The 15966-nt window shown below is 53.9% G+C and carries 15 protein-coding genes; 8 read left to right on the forward strand and 7 right to left on the reverse strand.

Annotated features, from left to right (window positions below; translation table 11 throughout):
• Positions 1 to 9: 9 nt before the first annotated feature.
• The 6 genes from WMO66_RS12540 to WMO66_RS12565 all read left to right on the forward strand — a co-directional run bounded on the left by WMO66_RS12540 (position 10) and on the right by WMO66_RS12565 (position 4681).
• Positions 10 to 777: a hypothetical protein gene (locus WMO66_RS12540; protein WP_349136765.1), complete on the forward strand. Its 768-nt coding sequence runs from the start codon at positions 10 to 12 to the stop codon at positions 775 to 777.
• Between the two features lie 74 nt (positions 778 to 851).
• Complete coding sequence (locus WMO66_RS12545; RefSeq protein ID WP_349136766.1) at positions 852 to 1640, forward strand: hypothetical protein; 789 nt, start codon at positions 852 to 854, stop codon at positions 1638 to 1640.
• A 38-nt stretch (positions 1641 to 1678) separates the two neighbouring features.
• Positions 1679 to 1990 (forward strand): PqqD family protein, encoded by a 312-nt coding sequence (locus tag WMO66_RS12550; RefSeq protein WP_349136767.1) that lies wholly within the window; start codon positions 1679 to 1681, stop codon positions 1988 to 1990.
• Complete coding sequence (locus WMO66_RS12555) at positions 1983 to 3092, forward strand: radical SAM protein (RefSeq protein ID WP_349136768.1); 1110 nt, start codon at positions 1983 to 1985, stop codon at positions 3090 to 3092. Before WMO66_RS12550 ends, WMO66_RS12555 begins: the two co-directional genes overlap by 8 nt.
• 50 nt (positions 3093 to 3142) lie before the next feature.
• Complete coding sequence (locus tag WMO66_RS12560) at positions 3143 to 3265, forward strand: hypothetical protein (RefSeq protein ID WP_349136769.1); 123 nt, start codon at positions 3143 to 3145, stop codon at positions 3263 to 3265.
• 237 nt (positions 3266 to 3502) lie between these two features.
• Complete coding sequence (locus tag WMO66_RS12565; RefSeq protein WP_349136770.1) at positions 3503 to 4681, forward strand: leucine-rich repeat domain-containing protein; 1179 nt, start codon at positions 3503 to 3505, stop codon at positions 4679 to 4681.
• 430 nt (positions 4682 to 5111) lie between these two features.
• Here the strand turns inward: WMO66_RS12565 and WMO66_RS12570 are convergent, their stop codons facing one another.
• Entirely contained in the window at positions 5112 to 6299 is a 1188-nt protein-coding gene (locus tag WMO66_RS12570; protein ID WP_435387803.1) for an IS256 family transposase, read from the reverse strand.
• Positions 6300 to 7429: 1130 nt separating this feature from the next.
• On the opposite strand from WMO66_RS12570, the gene WMO66_RS12575 reads away from it, so the two are divergent.
• Positions 7430 to 8881: an ATP-binding protein gene (locus WMO66_RS12575; protein ID WP_349136771.1), complete on the forward strand. Its 1452-nt coding sequence runs from the start codon at positions 7430 to 7432 to the stop codon at positions 8879 to 8881.
• 44 nt (positions 8882 to 8925) lie between these two features.
• On the opposite strand, the gene WMO66_RS12580 is transcribed toward WMO66_RS12575, so the two are convergent.
• Complete coding sequence (locus WMO66_RS12580) at positions 8926 to 9180, reverse strand: hypothetical protein (protein WP_349136772.1); 255 nt, start codon at positions 9178 to 9180, stop codon at positions 8926 to 8928.
• Positions 9181 to 9246: 66 nt separating this feature from the next.
• On the opposite strand from WMO66_RS12580, the gene WMO66_RS12585 reads away from it, so the two are divergent.
• Positions 9247 to 10143, forward strand: a complete 897-nt coding sequence (locus tag WMO66_RS12585) for a Fic family protein (RefSeq protein WP_349136773.1) — start codon at positions 9247 to 9249, stop codon at positions 10141 to 10143.
• Between the two features lie 146 nt (positions 10144 to 10289).
• On the opposite strand, the gene spo0A is transcribed toward WMO66_RS12585, so the two are convergent.
• The 5 genes from spo0A to mnmE all read right to left on the reverse strand — a co-directional run bounded on the left by spo0A (position 10290) and on the right by mnmE (position 15823).
• Entirely contained in the window at positions 10290 to 11069 is a 780-nt protein-coding gene (gene spo0A, locus WMO66_RS12590) for a sporulation transcription factor Spo0A (protein ID WP_349136774.1), read from the reverse strand.
• A 225-nt stretch (positions 11070 to 11294) separates the two neighbouring features.
• On the reverse strand, positions 11295 to 13187 hold the full coding sequence (gene mnmG, locus WMO66_RS12595; protein ID WP_349136775.1) for a tRNA uridine-5-carboxymethylaminomethyl(34) synthesis enzyme MnmG: 1893 nt from the start codon (positions 13185 to 13187) through the stop codon (positions 11295 to 11297).
• Positions 13188 to 13209: 22 nt separating this feature from the next.
• The gene (gene rsmG, locus WMO66_RS12600; RefSeq protein WP_349136776.1) at positions 13210 to 13902 is read right to left on the reverse strand and encodes a 16S rRNA (guanine(527)-N(7))-methyltransferase RsmG; all 693 of its coding nucleotides are present in this window, start codon (positions 13900 to 13902) and stop codon (positions 13210 to 13212) included.
• Position 13903: 1 nt separating this feature from the next.
• Positions 13904 to 14461 (reverse strand): hypothetical protein, encoded by a 558-nt coding sequence (locus tag WMO66_RS12605; protein WP_349136777.1) that lies wholly within the window; start codon positions 14459 to 14461, stop codon positions 13904 to 13906.
• A 6-nt stretch (positions 14462 to 14467) separates the two neighbouring features.
• A complete protein-coding gene (gene mnmE / locus WMO66_RS12610) occupies positions 14468 to 15823 on the reverse strand; it encodes a tRNA uridine-5-carboxymethylaminomethyl(34) synthesis GTPase MnmE (protein ID WP_349136778.1) in 1356 nt (451 codons plus the stop codon).
• Positions 15824 to 15966: the final 143 nt, after the last annotated feature.

The following is a 15966-nucleotide window of genomic DNA, read 5'->3' on the forward strand; positions in this document are numbered from 1 at the left end:
AGTGGCCAAATGAAATACCATGACATATTGGGTATACGTGAAAATGCGACACCGCAGAAAATCGACGCAGCATACACGGAAAAAGAGACGCTACTCGTGCGGCAGCGAGAGGAACTGGGTGAAAAAGCTTTCAGCACGAAGAAACGCGAGATCGATAAGGCGAAAGCAGACTGCCTCGTTTGGCTCGAATTGCCACACGCCGAGCGCTTAAAGCGGCGAGCGGCAGAATATGTAAAGGCTGCCCCAAATCGAACAAATGGCGTTGTTTTCGGCGTTTGCACAGGCATTGATGCACTGTGCGGTAATGTGTGCAATGGCTGTGGAAGCCGCGATTCCGAGGGGTGCTGTGAAGATGCTTGCGGCTGCGGCGGTGTTCCGATCGCAATTGATGCCATTGCGTGGACTGCAGTTGCAATACTCCTGATCGTTAAAATTAGTCAGGGAATCTTTCGCATTTCCAGAAGATGGAGAATTCGGCGTTACAATAACGCTGTCACCGAAAAGCCTCACTTGGAATCACAAATTGCATCAATTCGCAGTAGTGCAGACCGAAAAATTCAAGAACAGCGGTCAAAAGAAACACGACAACGTGAGTTGAATATATACGCTGACTTTTTCGAAAGTATCGGCTCTGCCTCAACAAGTGAAGTGCGGGCACAGGAATCGGCGCGTGTCGAAAAGCAAAAAGACGAAGTTGCAAGGACAGAGCAAAACATCAATGACCTGAATGCGCGGCTCGAAAAGGTAAACGAAATTATCCGGCAAGGCCGGCCGTAGCAAGGTAAGCAAAGTAAAAAAACAGGAGGAGAAAAAACGCAAGTGCAATAAAAAATGAGGAGGAGAAAACGAAGATGACATTAGAAGAACTGAAACGTCTGGCAGAGCAGGGGGACACCGAAGCAATGATCGAAATTTCGGATCGAGTATATGACAAGGACAGCTATGAAAAAATTGCAGAAGCAACATCGTGGGATCTCCGTGCAGCCGAAGCTGGAAGCTTGGCGGGAATTATGCGTTCAATCACAGGATGCACTTTGCTTGCCGTCATCAATCTTTTGCCGAACATTAAAGACTGGAAAGAAGCTCTGCTTTATTCACAGCAGACATTGCGCTGGTGTGATGTTGCATTGAAAGAAGTCCGTCTCGATCAAGATGACCTTAAAATGGTGACGGATTCAAGAAACGACTGCCAGTATTATTGCGGCGTATGTCATTATTATCAGGACAACTATGACGAGACGGTTCGGACACTTTACGGCTTGCAGCAAACCCACGCATATGCCCTGTATGGCGTATGCATGTATGCTTTGGGCTCCCGCGACATTGAGCATCGATCAAGTGCACGTGATGATCTGAAAACAGCGTATCAGTTTCTCTCATATGTCGAAAGAGATTCGGCGTATATTACCTCTGATAAGGAATACTATGAAGATGCAATCCTGTCATTTGCAGCGTATGAATTGTCCTGCTGTTACCGCATTGGACTGCCCGGAACATTGAATCCGGATTTGGAGCGCAGCGTGCGCATCATGAGTTTCGTTCTGCCAAACCTGAAGTACGATTTCTCAAAGCCCTTGTTGCAAAAAGAACTTGCCAAATATAAAAAGAAGATGCTTGGCGGGTACAAATATATAGGGTAGTTGCAGGTATTCCAAACTGTAAGCGAGGAGGAATTTCCGTGTCGAAAGAAAACAAGACAATTTTTGAAAAGAACCCCTACATCGTCCCTCGAACAATCCATGGCACGTTCTTTTTGGTTAACATCGGAGATAACTATGCCGGAGATCGGTGCGCACTGCATGAAGTGAATCAAACAGGGATATTTCTGTGGAACCAGATTGATGGTAGGCGGACGAGTGCAGATATCGCAGTGTTATTAAATAATGCAATTGTTGCAGATATAGATATGGCTACCATTATGCGTGATACAGAAGAATTTTTGGCTTCTCTGAAAGAACTTGCTTTCGTGGAGGTGGTCTCTCATGGATGATCGATATATTCGTGGTATGGAAATGCAAACGCTCGACTTTGCCACCGACAAGAGACTCCTTTGGGAAAAGAACCATCAGATCTACTCCGTCATATTCGAGATTACGCCAAGGTGCAACTTCAACTGCGTCCATTGCTACCTGCACGATCATCATTGCTCGGAAGAATTGCCCTTGCATGAAGTACTTCGAATCATTGATATTCTCTATGAGAAAGAAGTGCTGTTTTTGACCCTAACAGGCGGCGATATTTTTACGAGGAAAGATTTCGCAGATATTTATCTTTATGCAAAGAAAAAGGGCTTTATCATTGAACTGTATACAAATGGTGCGCTTATCGACGAAAAGTATGTACAAATGTTTAAGGAGTACCCCCCGCTGTTGGTCGATATTTCGCTGTATGGTTCATGTGAGGAAACATACAAAAAGGTTACCGGTGTTTCCGGCGCCTTTAACCGTATCATGAAGAATATCCGGGCGCTTCTAGATGCGGGAATCCGGGTATCTGTAAAAGCACCGATTCTGAATCTCTACTATAATGAGCTGCCAAAGCTCAAGGACATTGCGGAATCCTTCGGAATTCCTTTCCGTACCGGCTTTGAAATTTTTCCTTCTGTCGATAATGACAGCAGCGTTCAACAATATGCTGTTTCAACTGCGGATGCTCTTCGGTATGAATTTGGAGAGTTCGACAAGCGACCCCGAACTTTCGGAGAGGAAGAAGATGCGGAATATGTGGACTTGCTGAAAGAACGCCCACTGTTTCGCTGTAAGCTCGGGAGGGCAAGCTGCGCGATTGATTATGAGGGGAATCTCTGCGCCTGTATGTCTTTCCGGCATGCAGGAAAACCAATCACAATGGAAACGTTTGACGAAATATGGAAAAGCTTCGGCGAATATCCGAAAATGAAAGCGGATATATCCTATCGGTGTCTGCAATGTGAGGCATATGATCTTTGCGATATCTGTCCCGCAATGATGGAATTTGTTCACGGCAATTTGGAATATGTGGACGAGCACTTCTGCAAAACCGCAAAGGCTCGTTACCTGCATTATGTTAAGCACATTCCAATCGAAACGGTCGTTGCTTCGGTGGCTGACTAATGATATGGAGGGATTTCCCTTTATATAATTCTTGGAAAGGAGAAGCTATTATGAGTTACGAAAAGCCTGAAATCAAAAAGGTTGAAGCTGATGTTTCTGTTCGTAACATGGCCGACGACAAGGGTGAATGCCACGGCGGTCATTGTGTCCGATGCATCCACGCTTTCGGTTGATGCGCAATACATTGCAGCCGCAAGCAATAGCTGACTCCGGAAAGCGACAGCAGCGTGATGTTTTTTGCAGAAGGAGCAAGCGCACAGGCAGCGCCTCTTTCATGGATGCTTTGACTCGCTTGCAGAGGTAAGCAGGATGACGATCCGTGCTGCTGTCGCTTTCTGTTTTCAGAGCGGACACATAAACCGGCCGTTAATATCTTGAATGCTCAGAAAACAATATACGAGGTGCTTCCGATGAAATGTAACAATTGTGGTGCAGACTGGGGAAACAGTGACAGTTTTTCTGTATGCCCTCTTTGCGGAGAAACGTTGCAAGAAACATCTGCTTTTTGCAAAAACAAGCACTTTCCCTCATCTCCAAACAAACAATTTGATATTAAAAACGGTGTTCTTGTAAAATACTGCGAAAGTTGGTCCCCTGTAGCAAAGGAAGTCGGTGTCCCTGAAGGTGTAACCGTTATCGGCGAGGGCGCTTTTCAAGGGCGCGACGATATTTGCTCAGTCACTGTGCCGCAAGGAGTTGTCAGAATTGAGGCAAATGCGTTTGAAGATTGCCCAAATCTACATTCCCTCTATGTTCCGAATACACTGAAATATGTAGCGCCAAATATCGTCGGTGACGAGATCGGGTGGCTTCCTGGTGTTTTTAGCACAGAATCCGGTGAGGAACTATTGGGTTGGCCGGAAACGTGGCATTTAATTAGTACAGAGGATTTGAGGGGAAACGTTACCCCTGATGATAATAAAGTGGTAGACGATATGCCACCTGTTATGTCTTCTGCTCAAGAATCATCTGAAAATATACAAGCAACTGATTCTTATGGGCCACTCTCCTATGACCCGAATCGTTTTATCTTCTCAGATGATGAACCCGATGTTCTGCTTGAATATATAGGGGACGATGCTGTTGTCAGCGTCCCTTATGGTACAAAAAGCATTGCCAAGAAGGCATTTTATAAACGAAAACACTTGACACATGTTCGACTACCTGAAACGATTCAGACAATCGGAGAACGAGCTTTTTCACATTGTAAGAGGCTGGAGGAAATCAACCTTCCGCAAAGCCTGAGATACATTGGAGAAAGTGCTTTTTCGGATTGTTCGAGCGCTCTCAAGGAATTTGGGCTGAAAAGTATTGAAATACCTTCCGGGGTCAGAACTATTCCCCGATTCTGCTTTGCGTGTAGCTTTAATCTGAAAAAAGTTGTTATTCAAAACGGAGTCCAACATATTGATGATTACGCTTTCCATGGGTGCAAAATCGAGGATTTTTATATACCGGAAAGTGTAGAATATTTTAGTCCGAAGGCACTTTCGAAGGACTGCCCAATTAAGAATGTTTATCTTCTTCCGGCGCATGAGCGCCTTGACGAAAATCGGGTGAAGCAGCTCTTGTTTAGAGAAATTCCTTAAGTATCTGAGCTTAGTTTATTTCTCTCTCGCAGTGGCTGTCACCGGCATGTCACTGCCGACCGGGTCACATGCCACTGCAGTCGGGGAGGACTTTTCTTTCCTATTTCATGCGCTTTCCTTTTGGCTCTATGTCAATAGTTGGAGTAGAGGTAAAACGAATAATCGCAAGTCGTGTCGGAGTGAAAGCTCCGGCGCGATTCTATGTATGGCAGGAGAGAATCTGTATCTGAAATTGCGGAAGCAATCGAACATATAGACGGGAGGTAGTGTCAAGGTTTATGCGCAAATTTGATTCTGGTATCTGGCAGAAATCTATTACAGGGGGTGCTTCGGCACCCCCTTGGTTACGTTTGGGCGGTCGGGGCGCAAAGGGTCAAGGGCGGCGGCAGCCGCTTGTCTTGCCCTTGACGCTTCGCGAGCCGACTGCCACTCACCCGACCAGCAGGTCCTGCTCAATGACCTCCAAGTGCTTCATATTCATGTATTTTTTGCAGCCCCACTGGGTGCCCGCCACATGGCGGAGCCGGGCGCAGACCAGCATCAGGGCGGAGTTGCCGTCAGGGAACGTTCCCACCACGCGGGTTCTGCGGCGGATCTCCCGGTTCAGCCGCTCGATCACGTTGTTGGTACGAATGCGGGTCCAGTGTTCGCTGGGAAAATCGCAGTAGGTCAGGGTCTCCTCAATGCCGTCCTCGACCTTTTTGGCGGCCTCCTTCAGCTTCATGGCGCGCAGCTCGGCGACCACAGCTTTCGCCTTCTCGCGGGACGCCTTTTTGCTCTCCTGGGCGTGGATCGCTTTAAGCATTTTTGCCACAATTTTGACCTTGGATTTGGGCACAATAGAGAAAACGTTGCGGTAGAAATGCACCGTGCAGCGTTGGTATTTGGCGTCCGGAAACACCTCGCCCACGGCCTCCAGCATCCCCATGCACTTGTCGCCGACGATGAGCTTTACGCCGTCCAAGCCGCGTCCACGAAGCCATTGGAAGAAGCTGACCCAACTGGCCTTGTCCTCTTTCATGCCCTCGGCGGCTCCCAAAACCTCGCGAAGGCCATCCTCGTTCACGGCGATCGCCACCAAAACAGCTACATTTTCGTACTCTCCACCCCAGTTGCGGCGCAGGTAGATGCCGTCAACATAGACATACGGATACCGTCCACCCTGCAAGGGGCGGTTGCGCCAATCCTCGATGTGGATGTAGGCTTTCTTGTTCAGCTCGCTGATGGTGGCAGGCGAGACCATGCTGCCCCACAGCGCCTCCGTGATATCCTCTACCCGGCGCACAGAGACACCTGCCAGGTACATCTCGATCAGGGCTTCCTCCACGCTGCTCTCTCTGCGGCGATACCGCTCGATGATGGCAGTCTCGAAGGACACTCCCTTGAGCCGCGGCATATGGAGCGTGACGTCGCCGGAGGTCGTGGTAAGATTCCGGTCATAGTGGCCGCTGCGGTAGCCCTGTCGCGCCTCGCTGCGCTCGTAGCGCGCCGCCTGCGTCAGGGACTCCGCCTCCTTCTCCAGCAGCTCGTTCAGCGTCCCTTCCACACTGCCGCGAACCAATTCTTTTAATTCGCTCTTGATAATTTCCTCGTTCAGTTGTACAATTTTCTCGGACATAGTTTGCTGTCTCCTTTCGAATGTTTGTGTGGTAACTTCATTCTACCAGAGCCTGCAAGCTATGTCTCCTTTTTTGCTCTTTTTCAATTTGCGCAACTTATTGTACATTATCTTGAAAAAATTATACAACGTGGAGCAAGAGAGCTTTTGAGAGAGTAAGGCTATTCTGTCCTTCCCGTCCTCATTGTCCCAGTATATCAAAACAAAAACGCAGAAAAATGCACCATGCCTGCAAAGCATGGTGCATTGTATCCACGAACAGTAGATTTGCCAAATCAATTACCGTTGTTGATACAATTTCAACAACGGTAATTTTTTATTTTCCACCGTCTGAGGAGCGGTTTTTGCGAAAAGCAGGGCTTTTCCCGAATATTTCCGGCCATCGGTGCGATGTACGCCCTAATTTGCTGCGGCCATGATGAGAAAACCCGGGACTTAGCAAAACGGCAATCGTTATAAGAGTAGAAACGATAAATGATTATTTTCCATATAGAAACCCGCCGAAGGCTGAGATGCTGCTCTGAGCCTTGGACGGGTTTTCGCTTATTACCGTGGGACAAAAGGAACAAAAAGGACAGAACCGGGCTGGTATTCTCAGTAATTCTTGATACCCTTATTATCTCACAGGCGCCGTTGCCTTCACAGGACGTCATTTATTATGCGCTTACGTTATCATTTACGAAATTTCCGCATAAAACGAAAGCGTGCGGAAACTGAACATCCCCTGCCAATAATTATGGCTTGTTACGGTTTGACTTTGATTTTGATGAAACATTCAAATGCTCTTTGCTGATTTGGCAAAATTTGCTTGAATCAGCAAAGAGACTTTGACTTACTTTGCACATTGAACATCGGTATCACCTGATTCATCAAAGAGCCATCCGAATCAGCAAACAAAATACCAAAGTGCAAACAGCAAAAACTGATTGCGCTATTGCTTGATCGAAAGTGTGCCTCAGAAATCTGACTCCACGAAAATATTATCGGAAAACTGGAACGGGAAAAGTTTTTTAATGCGGATTTCAGCAGAAAAAATCAATATTTACTGGAAAACATTCATAGTGTACTATCAATAATCCTTGACAAAAATTGATTTTACGGATATTATATTGAAAAAGGAGCTGATCTCAATGGCGATTACAACAAAAGAAAGCATCCTCAAAGTTCTGAGTGCTTATAATCCGTGGTGGAAAACCGGGACAGTTAGCCCGCAGATGTCAAAAACCTACAAGAGGTTTGCATTCCACGAAGCGATGAAGCGGTTGACGGATAAAGGAATTCGCCGCTCTGTGGTTTTGACCGGGACGAGACGCGTTGGAAAAACAACCATCCAATACCAAATGATCGAAGCGCTGTTAAAGTCAGGTGTGGCACCGCAGAAAATTGTTTTTATTTCTTTGGATCATCCTATGCTGAAGCTCAGCCAATTTCAGGATGTTCTGGAGTGCTATCATGAAAATATCTATGCAGAGCAGGATGTCTATTACTTCTTTGATGAGGTGCAGTACGCACAGGACTGGGATCGATGGTTAAAGATCATTTATGATACACAACCCAACACCCGTGTTGTTGCAACCGGCTCTGCCAGCCCAGCGTTGATGAAAGGCAGCAGAGAAAGTGGTGCCGGCCGTTGGACCGTTATACAAGTCCCAACGATGTCTTTTTATGAATATTGTGAACTGCTGGATTTGGATCGGCCCAATATCGCCTCCGATTTGAAAGTAACAACATTGCTCCACAAAAGTCAAATTGAGCGGACTCAAATTATGATGCAGCTCTCCAAGGTTCAAAATCATTTTATGCGGTATTTGCAGGTTGGCGGTTTTCCGGAGTTGGCATTGGCTGACAATGATTTGATGGCGCAGCAGATTATGCGGGAAGATGTTGTGGATAAAGTTCTTAAGCGTGATCTTCCCTCACTGTACAATATCCGTAACGCAACGGAACTGGAGAGAATTTTCTTATACCTCTGCAATGTATCTTCAGAAATTGTATCGATTGAGGCAATTACGAAAGAACTGAACGGTGTATCTCGCACAACTGTAGAAAACTATATTCAGTATCTGGAAAGTGCAAATTTGATTTATCAGAGTTGGCCGGTTGATATGGCAGGGAAAAAGGTATTAAAGGCGCGTCCTAAAATTTATATCGCCGATGCGGCAATTCGGAATGCTGTTTTGATGGATGATTCTGTTTTGACGGACCCTGTTGAGATGGGAAAGATTGTTGAAACGGCTGTTTACAAGCATGTCGCAGCGTTTTATTATCAATATGCTACTTCGGTGGGCTATTTTAGAGGTGGAAAAAAGGGCAAAGAAATTGATATTGTGGTGGACTATCCTAATACGAAAAACATCCTCATTGAAGTTAAATACAGGGAAGGTGCGCCAATTGCGGATGATGATGCGATCGTAGAATTGTGTGAGGAAGCGTCGGCAGCAATCATTATAACCAAGAATGCGGACGATTATGGAGTTCATAACACAAAGTGCGGTAAAGATCTACTACGAATTCCTGCGTTTGCTTTCCTGTATTTGCTGGGGAACGCAGAAAAACATGGATATCGCGGAATGGAACAATAAAATAGGTTATATTCTGTCCTTTCCGTCCGCAGTCTCCCAGCCCATCAAAACAAAACCCATAAAATAATGCACCACGCCTTCAAAACATGGTGCATGGTATCCACGAGCGGTAGGTTTGCCAGATCTGCACCGTCTGTCGGTTCGGCAGGCGGTGCTTTTTGCCGTTTTCCCGTTCCTCTGTGTATCTGTCCCCCACTTCCATTGTCCCGGTGCGTCGGGACGAACTCCGTGAAAATGTACTGCGCCTGCTCCGTGCGCGTACCATTGCCGTTATCGGCAAAATTCAAATATTGTTTCATAAATTGTTCTTTATATTTTGCCGATAATGTGCTATACTATCCCTGTGCAGAAAGTGAGGGATCTCTATGAAATATATTTCTGTCGCGGAAACGGCGAAAAGGTGGGGCGTTTCCGAACGCAGCGTGCGAGGGTACTGTGCCGAAGGAAAAATCGACGGTGCATTTCTGACCGGAAAGACATGGAACATACCCGAAACCGCGGAGAAGCCCGATCGCATGAACAAGAAAACCGATACACCAAAGACCCTTCTTGAGGTGCTGAAAGCCGAAAAAGCGGCGAAGCTGCACGGCGGTATTTATCATAAAATCCAAATCGATCTGACCTATAACTCCAACCACATGGAGGGCAGTCGCCTTACTCACGATCAGACGCGCTATATCTTTGAGACGAACACCATCGGCGCATCGGACGGGACGGTCAAGGTTGACGATGTGGTCGAGACCGCCAACCATTTCAAGTGCATTGATATGATGATCGACAATGCCAATTATGCTCCGAGCGAGGCGTTCATCAAGCAGCTGCACGCCGTTCTGAAAAACGGAACTTCCGATTCCCGCCTCGATTGGTTTGCCGTCGGGAATTACAAGAAACTGCCCAACGAGGTCGGCGGCATGGACACCACTGCGCCGGAGAATGTCGGTGCTGAGATGAAGAAGCTGCTTGCCGAGTACAACGCTATCACGCGCAAAACCTTTGACGATTTGCTCGACTTTCACTACCGCTTTGAGCGCATCCATCCGTTCCAGGACGGCAACGGCAGAGTCGGGCGCCTGCTCCTTTTCAAAGAATGCCTGCGGAACAACATCGTGCCGTTTATCATCGAGGACGACATCAAGATGTTCTACTACCGTGGCTTGAAGGAGTGGCAGAACGAGCGCGGCTATCTGCGTGATACTTGTCTATCTGCACAGGACAGGTTTCAGAAGTATTTGGACTATTTCCGAGTCCCGTATGACAAATAAGCAAAACCGCCCCTGTGCGATACAGAGGCGGATTGCTTTTTCGTAATAAACCCGTGCATCTATGCCGTAAAAAATCCCGCCTGCACAAGCAGGCGGGAAAATTTTTGCTCTCTTTTGTGTTCGGGAGGTTTTCTCCATCCCCCGGCTCACATGGCCGCAGCCTCGGGGCTGCGGAGCTGGAGCTGCAGGCGGTCGGCGATGAGGGCGATGAACTCGCTGTTCGTCGGCTTGCCCTTCGTGTTCGACACCGTGTAGCCGAAGAAGCGCTGCAGCGTCTCCAGGTCGCCGCGGTCCCACGCGACCTCGATGGCGTGGCGGATGGCGCGCTCGACGCGCGAGGGCGTCGTGGCGAACGTCTTGGCCACCTGCGGATAGAGCACCTTGGTGATGGCGTTGATAACATCCATGTCATTGACGGCAATCAGGATCGCCTCCCTGAGATACTGATAGCCCTTGATGTGCGCAGGGACGCCGATCTCATGAATGATCGAGGTGACCATGGACTCGATGTTGGCGTTGCGCTTTGCTGCGATGGCGGGTTTGCGCGAAACGGCGCTCTCGCAGATCTCGTCGAGACGCTCCACGACGGCACGGCAGCTGCATGGTTTCAGCATGATATATTGCACGCCGAGCGTCATAAACATTGAAGACACATATTCCGTTACGAACTCCACCAAAACCAGAAGCTTTGGCTTTGGATCCAGCCCGGCCGCTGCCTTCAGCACGGACAGGCCGTCCGCCTGCGGCAGCATGAGGTCGACGACCAGCAGATCCGGTTTCAGCTCTTTCAGCAGGCTGATAGCGCGAACGCCGTCACAAGCCGAGCCGACCACGGAATACCGATTCGTCTGCTTCAGGGCAACGCCGAGCTTCCCACAAAACTCTTCGCTGCCGTTTGCCAGCAGGACCCGATACATTTTTTCCATGTAACAACTCTCCTCCTCGTAGATTCTCTCATTTCCGCATGGATGTACAAGCGGTGCTTCTAATTTAACATATTCGGCCCGCTTTTGCAATGACTTTCCCTGAAAATGTCTGCTTTTTCGTCGACGTTCTTCGACAAACATGCGGAAACGGCAGAAAATATGATACTCTAAGAGGAAAAAGGTGAAAAAATATTCTTATTCACGGAATTACCGTGAGACGTCCCGTTATTCCGCGTGATCGGTCGAATTTTCATTGCGCTGGCTGAGCCAGATCAGCAGCACGGCAATGTCCGCAGGCGAAACGCCGGAGATGCGCCCGGCCTGCCCGATGGAGCGCGGGCGGATGTCGGCCAGCTTCTGCCGCGCCTCGAGGCGCAGCCCGGCGATGGAGGCATAGTCCGCATCCTCCGGCAGCAGGCGCGATTCCTCGCGGCGGAAGGCCTCGATCTGCTGCTCCTGCCGCTGGAGATACCCCGCATATTTCACCCGGATCTCGACCTGACGCGTCACGGCTGCCGGAAGCTCCGGCCGCTCCGGGTCGAAGGGAGCAAGCTCTGCATAGTGCAGCTCCGGGCGGCGCAGCAGGTCCGCCAGCCGCGCGGAGCTGACGACCTCCGCCGAGCCGCGCGCCTGCAGAAACCCGTTCAGCGCCGGACCGGCGGGCACGCCGGTGTGCTCCAGCCTGCGCTGCTCGCGCCGGACGGCCTCGTATTTCTCCGCGACGGCCTGTGCCTGCGCGGCAGGGATGAGGCCGATGCGATAGCCGATGGGCGTGAGCCGCTCGTCGGCGTTGTCCTGCCGGTGCAGCAGGCGGTATTCGCTGCGCGAGGTCATGATGCGGTACGGCTCCTCCGTGCCCTTCGTGACGAGGTCGTCGATGAGGGTGCCGATGTAGCCGTCCGAGCGTTTGAGCACCAGCGGCTCGCGCCCGAGCAGCTTCAGCGCGGCGTTCACGCCCGCCACAAAGCCCTGCACGGCCGCCTCCTCATAGCCGGATGTGCCGTTGAACTGGCCCGCGCCGTAGAGGCCGGGCAGCTTTTTGCACTCGAGTGTCGCGGAAAGCTCCGTCGGGTCGATACAGTCATATTCGATGGCGTAGGCCGGGCGCAGCATTTCGGCGTGCTCCAGCCCCGCGATGGTGTGCAGCATGGCAAGCTGCACCTCCTCCGGCAGGCTCGTGGACAGGCCCTGCAGGTACAGCTCGTCCGTCCCGAGGCCGCACGGCTCCAGAAAGAGCTGGTGGCGCGGCTTGTCGGCAAAGCGGACAATCTTCGTCTCGATGCTCGGGCAGTAGCGCGGGCCGACGCCGGTGATGGAGCCGTCGAACAGCGGGCTGCGGTGCAGATTTTCGCGGATGACGGCGTGCGTGCGCTCGTTCGTCCACGTCAGCCAGCACACGGCCTGATTTTTCGGCGGCTCACGGGTGGAAAACGAGAACGGCTCCGGATCGTCGTCGCCGCGCTGGACCTCCATTTTCGAGAAATCGACGCTGCGCGCGTTGATGCGCGGGGGCGTTCCGGTCTTGAACCGGCGCATCCGTAGGCCGAGGGCGCGCAGGCACTGGCTCAGCTCCGGCGCGGGGCGCAGGCCGTCCGGCCCGGAGTGCAGGACGCATTGCCCGGTGATGACGGTGCTGTCGAGGTACGTCCCGGCAGCGACGACGACGGCGCGCACGCGGTATTCCGCGCCGAGCTGCGTCACGACGCCGCTGACGTGTCCGTCCTCCGTCCGGATCTCCGTGACGGCGGCCTGCTTGAGATAGAGGTTCGGCTCGCGCTCGAGCAGGCGTTTCATGTGCTCCTGATAGCGGCGGCGGTCTGCCTGCGCGCGCAGGGAGTGCACGGCCGGGCCCTTGCCGCGGTTGAGCATGCGGTACTGGATGCAGCAGGCGTCCGCCGCGCGGCCCATCTCGCCGCCGAGGGCGTCGAGCTCGCGCACGAGATGGCCCTTGCCCGTGCCGCCGATGGCCGGGTTGCAGGGCATGTTGCCCACGGCGTCCAGATTGATCGTGAACACGACGGCTTGCAGCCCCAGCCGCGCGGCCGCGAGACCGGCTTCAATCCCGGCATGGCCCGCGCCGATGACGGCAATGTCATAATTTCCTGCAAAATAGCTCATTTACGCTCATCTTTCTTTCAAATCACAGCGGTGACTGCTTGATCTTTGCATAGCGGCGGGGATAGGCCGGGGGCGTCGGGTGCTCCTTGCGGATGACGATGACGCAGCGCGGCGCGCCGTCGATGTCGTAGGTCTCCGTTTTTTCCACGCGGCCGCCCAGCCTTGCGATGCCGCGCTTCGCCTCCTCCAGCTCCTCGGCCGCAGCGGCGGCCTTCATGGCAAGGAAGTATCCGCCCGGCTTCACGAACGGCAGGCACAGCTCCGCCAGAATGTTCAGCCGTGCCACCGCGCGGGACGTCGCGATGTCATATTGCTCGCGCGCCTTCGCGGCATAGTCCTCCGCGCGGGAGCAGACGCACTGCGCCGGGACGCCCATGTCCCGCAGTGTCGCCTCCAGCCACGTCACGCGCTTGCCGAGGCTGTCGAGCAGCGTCAGGTCGAGGCTCGGCTCGCCGAGCTTCAGCGGCACGCCGGGGAAGCCCGCCCCGCAGCCGACGTCGATGACGCGCTTGCCTGAAAACGGCACAATGCGCAGCAGCGCGAGGCAGTCGGCAAAGTGCAGCTTTGCCACGGCCTGCGGCTCCGTGATGGCCGTCAGATTCATGACGCGGTTCTGCTCGAGCAGGCGCGCGCCGAAGTCACACAGCTTCTCCGCCTGCGCCGCCGTCAGCGGCACACCGAGCGCTGCGCAGGAACCCAACAGGGTTTGCAGCATATTACGATACCTCCCGGTAAACCTGAATAACAATGCCTAGGTCGCAGAACGTTGCCCGGCCGGGGACCTGCAGCACGCGCACGGCGTCATACACCATGCCAAGCGCCGCGACGGTGCAGCCGGCGCTTGCCATCGCCACGGGCCAGAACCACACGAGCGGCACGCGCGCGAGCGTGAACCACAGCGCCGCGCCTACGAGCACGGGCGGGAGCAGCCGCACGGCGATCATCGCGGCGCGGCTCAGCTCCGCCTTCGAGCCGACGCACGGCCGCAGGGAAAACACGGAGCAGAACGGCCTCCTTCGGCCGAACAGGGCCAGCAGCGGCCACGGCAGCAGGCAGAGCACCCACTGCGCCGCGAGCGTGATGACAATGCTCTCCAGGACAGCGCGCGTCCATCGGCCCATGCCGCCTTCGACGATCGGCTCCATCGCGGCAAGGCCGCGCCATTTCCACAGCAGGACAAACAGGCCGATGGCGAGCAGCACGCCGAGCACCCGCAGGACGCGCCGGTGCCCGCGCTCCATGGAGAGGGAAATTTCCTCGATCTTTTCTTTCATATTCGCTCACTTTCCGACACAGAATCGCTCAAAGATGCGATTTGTGATATCCTCGCGGACCGTTCGCCCCGTGACCTCACCGAGGGCGGCCATGGCCTCCTCCACGTCCGTCAGAACGGCGTCCGGCGTGACGCCGAGGCTGAGGCCGGTTTTCGCCCGTTCGATGGCGCGGGAGGCGCGGTCGAGCGCGCCGAACTGGCGCGGGTTGGTCAGGAGGGAGCCGTCACAGGCGTTTTCGCCGAGGAACCAGCCCTCGAGCAGGGCTGGCAGGGCGTCCAGCCCTGCGCCCGTGCGGGCCGAGACGGTCAGAACGGTGTCGAACGGCAGCTCGTCCGGCGAGACGGCGGCGGGCAGGTCTGATTTGTTGCACAGGGCCAGACTGCGCGGGGCGCATTTGGCCGCTTCGATGGCGCGGCGGTCCTCGTCCGTCAGGGGCTGCGAGGCGTCGCAGACGAACAGGGCCAGCTCCGCTTCGCGCGCGGCCTGCTCCGAGCGGGCCACGCCGAGGGCCTCGATGGCGTCCCCGGCCTCGCGGATACCGGCCGTGTCTGTCAGGCGCAGCAGCACGCGGCCGACGCGCACCGGCTCCTCGACGGTGTCGCGCGTCGTCCCGGCGATGTCCGTGACGATGACGCGGTCATAGCCCGCCAGCCGGTTCAGCAGCGACGATTTGCCCGCATTCGGCTTGCCGAGCAGCACGGCGCGCACGCCCTGCCGCAGGTGGCGGCCCTTTTCGTAGGTTGCAAGCAGCTCTTGCAGGGCCGCGCCCGCGCGGTCCAGCGCTCCGCTCAGCTCCGCCGCGCCGAAGTCCTCGATGTCCTCGTCCGGATAGTCGAGCACGGCGTGAAAATGGCTGCACAGGTCCGTCAGCCCGTCATAGACCGGCTCGATGGCGCGCTTGAGCGCCCCGCCGAGCTGCCCTGCGGCGTTCGCGGCGGCGTCTGCCGTTTCGGCGTCAATGAGGTCGACGACGGCCTCGGCCTGCGTCAGGTCGAGCTTGCCGTTCAGGAAGGCCCGGCGCGTGAATTCGCCGGGTCCCGCCTGCCGCGCCCCGGCGGCCAGCAGCGATTCCAGCCCGGCGGCCAGCATGGCGGGCGAGCCATGGCACTGCAGCTCAACGGTCTCCTCGCCGGTGTAGCTGTGCGGCGCGCGGCACACGACGCCGAGGCACTCGTCAATGACGCGCCCCTGCCGGTCGTGCAGCAGGCCGAGGACGAGACGGCGGTCCGGCGCGTCCGCAAACGGCTGCTTCGGGGTGAAAACGCGGCCCGTCAGCGCGGCGCAGCCGGGCCCGGACAGGCGGAGAATGCCGATGGCGCAGGGCGCGCGCCCTGTTGCGATGGCAGCAATGATGTCAGACATGATGTGATCCTTTCGAAAAATGCGGCGCTTCGCGCCTTGCCATGACACGGAAGGGAGGCGCTTGCTAGCTTGTCATTGCGAGCCTTGCGGAGCAAGGCGCGGCAATCTCGCGGTACGCACTCAGAACACAGGGAAGCCTTCGG

This window comes from Faecousia intestinalis (assembly GCF_040096185.1).
GTDB lineage: Bacteria > Bacillota > Clostridia > Oscillospirales > Oscillospiraceae > JAZOXB01.